Genomic DNA, 4,124 nt, shown 5'->3' with positions numbered 1-4,124 from the left:
CGCTCCGCACGGTGGCGCTCCGGACGGTGGCGCGGCGCGCGATGACAAGGCGCGCGCCGACGGTGGGCGGGCGGACGACGCCCGCTCCGGTGGCGGCGGGACCGGCGGAGGCGACCGGACCCGCAGAGCCGACCGGTCGGGCGACGGCGCGGGCGGCCGGGCCGGCGGCGGCGGCCGGACCATCACCACGGACATCCCCGCCCGCCTCGACCGCCTCCCCTGGTCCCGCTGGCACTGGACGATCGTCATCGGCCTGGGCACGGTGTGGATCCTCGACGGCCTGGAGGTCACGGTCGTCGGCAACATCGCCAGCCGTCTGGCCGAACCGGGCAGCGGTCTGTCGATCACGTCCGGTCAGATCACGGGCGTGGCCGCCGCGCTGTATGTGGCGGGTGCCTGTGTGGGCGCCCTGTTCTGGGGCCGGCTGACCGACCGGTACGGCCGCAAGAAGCTGTTCATGATCACCCTTGCGGTGTATCTGGTGGCGACGGCTCTGACCGCGGTCTCGTGGGAAGCCTGGTGGTTCTTCCTGTTCCGCTTCCTGACCGGCTTCGGCATCGGCGGTGAGTACGCGGCGATCAACTCGGCGATCGACGAGCTGATCCCGGCCCAGTACCGCGGCCGGGTCGACCTGATCATCAACGGCAGCTTCTGGCTGGGCGCGGTGGGCGGTTCGCTGCTGTCCATCGTCGCGCTGAACACGGGCCTGCTGCCGATGAACGTCGGCTGGCGCCTGACCTTCGCGCTGGGCGCCGTACTCGCGCTGGTGATCCTCCTCGTACGGCGGCACGTCCCGGAGAGTCCGCGCTGGCTGCTGATCCACGGCCGCGACCGGGAGGCGGAGGAGATCGTCTCCGGCATCGAACGGCAGGTGGAGGCGGAGAAGGGCACCCGGCTGCCCGCGACCGAGGCCCGCCTGGAGATCCACCAGCGCAAGAGCGTCACGTTCGCGGAGATCGCCCGTACGGTCTTCGGCCGCTACCGCAGGCGGGCCGTGCTCGGCTTCTCGCTCTTCATCGGCCAGGCGTTCCTGTACAACGCGATCACGTTCGGCTTCGGCGCCATCCTGACCAAGTTCTTCGGCGTGCCGACGGACCGTACCGGCTACTACTTCGCGGTGATCGCGGTGGGCAACTTCTGCGGCCCGCTGCTGCTCGGCAAGCTCTTCGACACGGTCGGCCGCCGGGTGATGATCTCCTCGACGTATCTGCTGTCGGGCCTGCTGCTGTTCGGCACGGCCTGGCTGTTCGACCGGGGCGTGCTCGACGCGACGACGCTGACGGCGTGCTGGTGCGCGGTCCTGTTCTTCGCCTCGGCGGGCGCGTCCAGCGCGTATCTGACGGTCTCGGAGATCTTCCCGATGGAGACCAGGGCGATGTCGATCGCCTTCTTCTACGCCCTGGGCACCGCGGCCGGCGGCATCAGCGGCCCCCTGCTCTTCGCCGACCTCACCGGCACGGGCCGGGTCGGCGACACGGTGCTGGCCTTCTCCATCGGCGCGTCCCTGATGTGCGCGGCGGGCCTGGTGGCGGCGGCCCTCGCGGTACGGGCGGAACGCCGCTCCCTGGAGGACATCGCGCGCCCGCTGACGGCGGTGGGGGAGGACACACGGCCCTCCGGCCCCCGCAGCCAGGGCCCCTCGGCACCGCCGCCGGCGGCGAGCAGGCCGTGAGGCGCCTTCCCGACGAGCGGGTGCGGTGACCGGGCCGCTGATCAGCGCACGAGCAGGTCGATCACCCCGGTCACGTCCTCCTCGCCGCCGCCCTCGGCCAGGCGGCGGCGTATCAACTCGAAGTAGGGGGCGAGCAGTTCCGGGCTGACGCCTTGCTGCTCGGCGGTGCTCAGGAAGGTCGGCGTGCCGGCCACCTGCATGGCGAGGCTGGAGACGACGCCCTTGGTGTAGTCGCCGCTGCGCAGCCGGTCGGCGGTCTGGTGCACGGCCGGGGCCATCGCGGCGAGCCAGTCGGCGAGCAGCGGGGCGAGCGCCGCGGGGTCGATGTCCTCCTTGCTGATCAGGGCGAAGGCGTGCGCGACCCCGGCGAACATCCCGTACATGGCGCTGAGCAGGGCCACGTCGTGCAGGGCCGCGAAGCCCGGGTCCTCGCCGACGTAGGTGGTGCCGGCCGGGACGCCCAGGGTCGCCCGGTGCCGGTCGAACAGCTCCCGGGGGCCGCTGTAGAAGACGTAGCCGCCGGTTTCCGGGACGCCGATTATCGGGGGGACGGCCATGATTCCGCCGTCCAGGTAGCGGGCGCCGCGCGCGCGGGCCCACTCGGCGCGGGCGCGGGCCTGGGCAGGGGTGCCGGTGGTCAGGTTGACCAGGTCCCGGCCGGTGAGATCGGTGCCGGCCAGCACCTCGCCGACCGAGGCGTCGTCCAGCAGGCAGACGACGGTGAGGGTGTTCGCCGCGACCGCCTCGGCGGCGGTGTCCGCGACCCGTGCGCCCTCGGCGGCGAGCGCCGCGGCGCGGGCCGGGGTGCGGTTCCAGACGGTGAGCGGGTGGCCGGCGGCGAGCCAGGCGCGCGCCAGGGCGGTGCCCATCGCGCCGAGGCCCAGGATCGTGACGGGAGTCTTTTCAACGGGGTTGTGTGGCATGCCGATTAGGCTGGTCGCGGGGCCGGAGGTGATCAAGTACGCACTTCGGAGTGGGTGGTTGCCCCCGGGTGAGCGAGCACGTCGAAGGGGTGGGGCATGACGACACTGAACCGGCCGGGCGCCCCGGACGGACACGTCTGCGGGATCGACGCGGCGATGGAGGTGATCGGCGGCAAGTGGAAGGTGCTGATCCTCTGGGCGCTGCACGAGCACCCCTGCCGCCGCTTCGGGGAGCTGCGCCGGCTGCTGCCGGGGATCACCGAGAAGGTGCTGGCCTCACACCTGCGTGAGCTGGAGGCGGACGGTGTCGTGCGCCGCGTCTCCTACGACGAGGTGCCGCCCCGCGTGGAGTACTCGCTGACCGAGGACGGCAAGCGCCTCAACGACGCGCTCCAGCCGCTGGCCGCCTGGGGGCGCGAGCGGCCGCCCGGGCCGAGGGGGCCACAGCACTAGGTCCCCGTTGCGCACGTGCTGGGCACGGCCACTCGGCGACGGCCGCGACCAGCACGGTGGCTTCGTGGGCGGACCTCAGGCCCTGCGGTCGGCGACGGCCCAGGAGGCGAGGGCGACGGCGCCCGCGACCCCGACGACGGAGGGCCAGGCGCCGACCTTCTTGGCCAGCGGGTGGGAACCGGCGAACGCGGCGACGTAGGCGGCGGTCAGCGCGCCCGCGGCCTTGCCGCCGGCCTGCTTGCGCCACTGCTGGGCCGCGGCGGCACCGGCGACGGCCAGCACGGCCCCGCCCAGCTGACGCTTCTTGGTCCACCGGGCCACCCCGTACCCGCCGACGAGCCCGCTCGCGGCGACGACAGCGCTGGGAACCTTGGCCATGAGTGCCTCCGAAAGTCGTAGGGGGAGATACCCCTCATCTCGCCCCGAGGCTAACGCGCTGGTCAGGGGAGACCCGGAACCTGAGTCGAGGCTTGTCAACTTTCCGGCTTCGAGCTATATAAGAAGCCATAGGGCATCGCACCGCAGCACCTGAAGAGAGGAGTGACCCGTGATGCTCATGCGTACCGACCCGTTCCGCGAATTCGACCGACTCGCGCAGCAGGTCCTCGGCAACACCGCCCGTCCGTCCGCGATGCCGATGGACGCCTACCGGTCCGGCGACGACTTCCTGGTCCATTTCGACCTGCCGGGCATCGACCCCGAGACGATCGAGCTGGACGTCGAGCGCAACGTCCTCAACGTCCGCGCCGAGCGCCGCAGCCCGGCCCCCGAGGACGCGGAGATGCTCGTCGCCGAGCGGCCCACGGGCGCCTTCACCCGCCAGCTCTTCCTGGGGGACACGCTCGACACGGACCGCATCGACGCCTCGTACGAGTCCGGTGTGCTGACCCTGCGCATCCCGGTGGCCGAACAGGCCAAGCCCCGCCGCATCCAGATCACCGGCGGATCGACCTCCCGCAAGCAGATCAGCGGCTGACGCCCGCCCGCGGGGCGGTGAGCGGGGCCGGTTCCGGTGAGGCACCCGGAGGCGGCCCCGCTCACCGCCCCGGCCGGTGGGCGGGGCCCGGGCCCCCGGC

5 protein-coding genes are annotated in these 4,124 nt (G+C 72.7%); 3 read left to right on the top strand and 2 right to left on the bottom strand.

Going from position 1 to position 4,124, the window contains the following annotated elements; all coding sequences use genetic code 11:
* The first annotated feature begins 181 nt into the window (after nt 1-181).
* Nucleotides 182-1,672, top strand: coding sequence for an MFS transporter (locus tag FRZ03_RS20970; protein WP_261399279.1), 1,491 nt, complete (start codon nt 182-184; stop codon nt 1,670-1,672).
* A gap of 41 nt (nt 1,673-1,713) precedes the next feature.
* On the opposite strand, the gene FRZ03_RS20965 is transcribed toward FRZ03_RS20970, so the two are convergent.
* Nucleotides 1,714-2,595 (bottom strand): NAD(P)-dependent oxidoreductase, encoded by an 882-nt coding sequence (locus tag FRZ03_RS20965; RefSeq protein WP_146466695.1) that lies wholly within the window; start codon nt 2,593-2,595, stop codon nt 1,714-1,716.
* A 96-nt stretch (nt 2,596-2,691) separates the two neighbouring features.
* Here FRZ03_RS20965 and FRZ03_RS20960 point away from each other — a divergent pair, with 96 nt between their 5' ends.
* Nucleotides 2,692-3,048, top strand: a complete 357-nt coding sequence (locus FRZ03_RS20960; protein WP_146466694.1) for a winged helix-turn-helix transcriptional regulator — start codon at nt 2,692-2,694, stop codon at nt 3,046-3,048.
* 75 nt (nt 3,049-3,123) lie between these two features.
* Here FRZ03_RS20960 and FRZ03_RS20955 read toward each other — a convergent pair whose 3' ends face one another.
* Nucleotides 3,124-3,426, bottom strand: a complete 303-nt coding sequence (locus FRZ03_RS20955; protein WP_146466693.1) for a hypothetical protein — start codon at nt 3,424-3,426, stop codon at nt 3,124-3,126.
* A gap of 172 nt (nt 3,427-3,598) precedes the next feature.
* Between FRZ03_RS20955 and FRZ03_RS20950 the strand changes: the two genes are divergently transcribed.
* On the top strand, nt 3,599-4,024 hold the full coding sequence (locus FRZ03_RS20950) for an Hsp20/alpha crystallin family protein (protein ID WP_186785540.1): 426 nt from the start codon (nt 3,599-3,601) through the stop codon (nt 4,022-4,024).
* Nucleotides 4,025-4,124 lie beyond the last annotated feature (100 nt).

Source organism: Streptomyces misionensis (genome assembly GCF_007896895.1).
In the GTDB taxonomy this organism is placed as follows: Bacteria; Actinomycetota; Actinomycetes; order Streptomycetales; family Streptomycetaceae; genus Streptomyces; species Streptomyces misionensis_A.
This window is presented reverse-complemented; position numbering and strand designations above follow the sequence as displayed.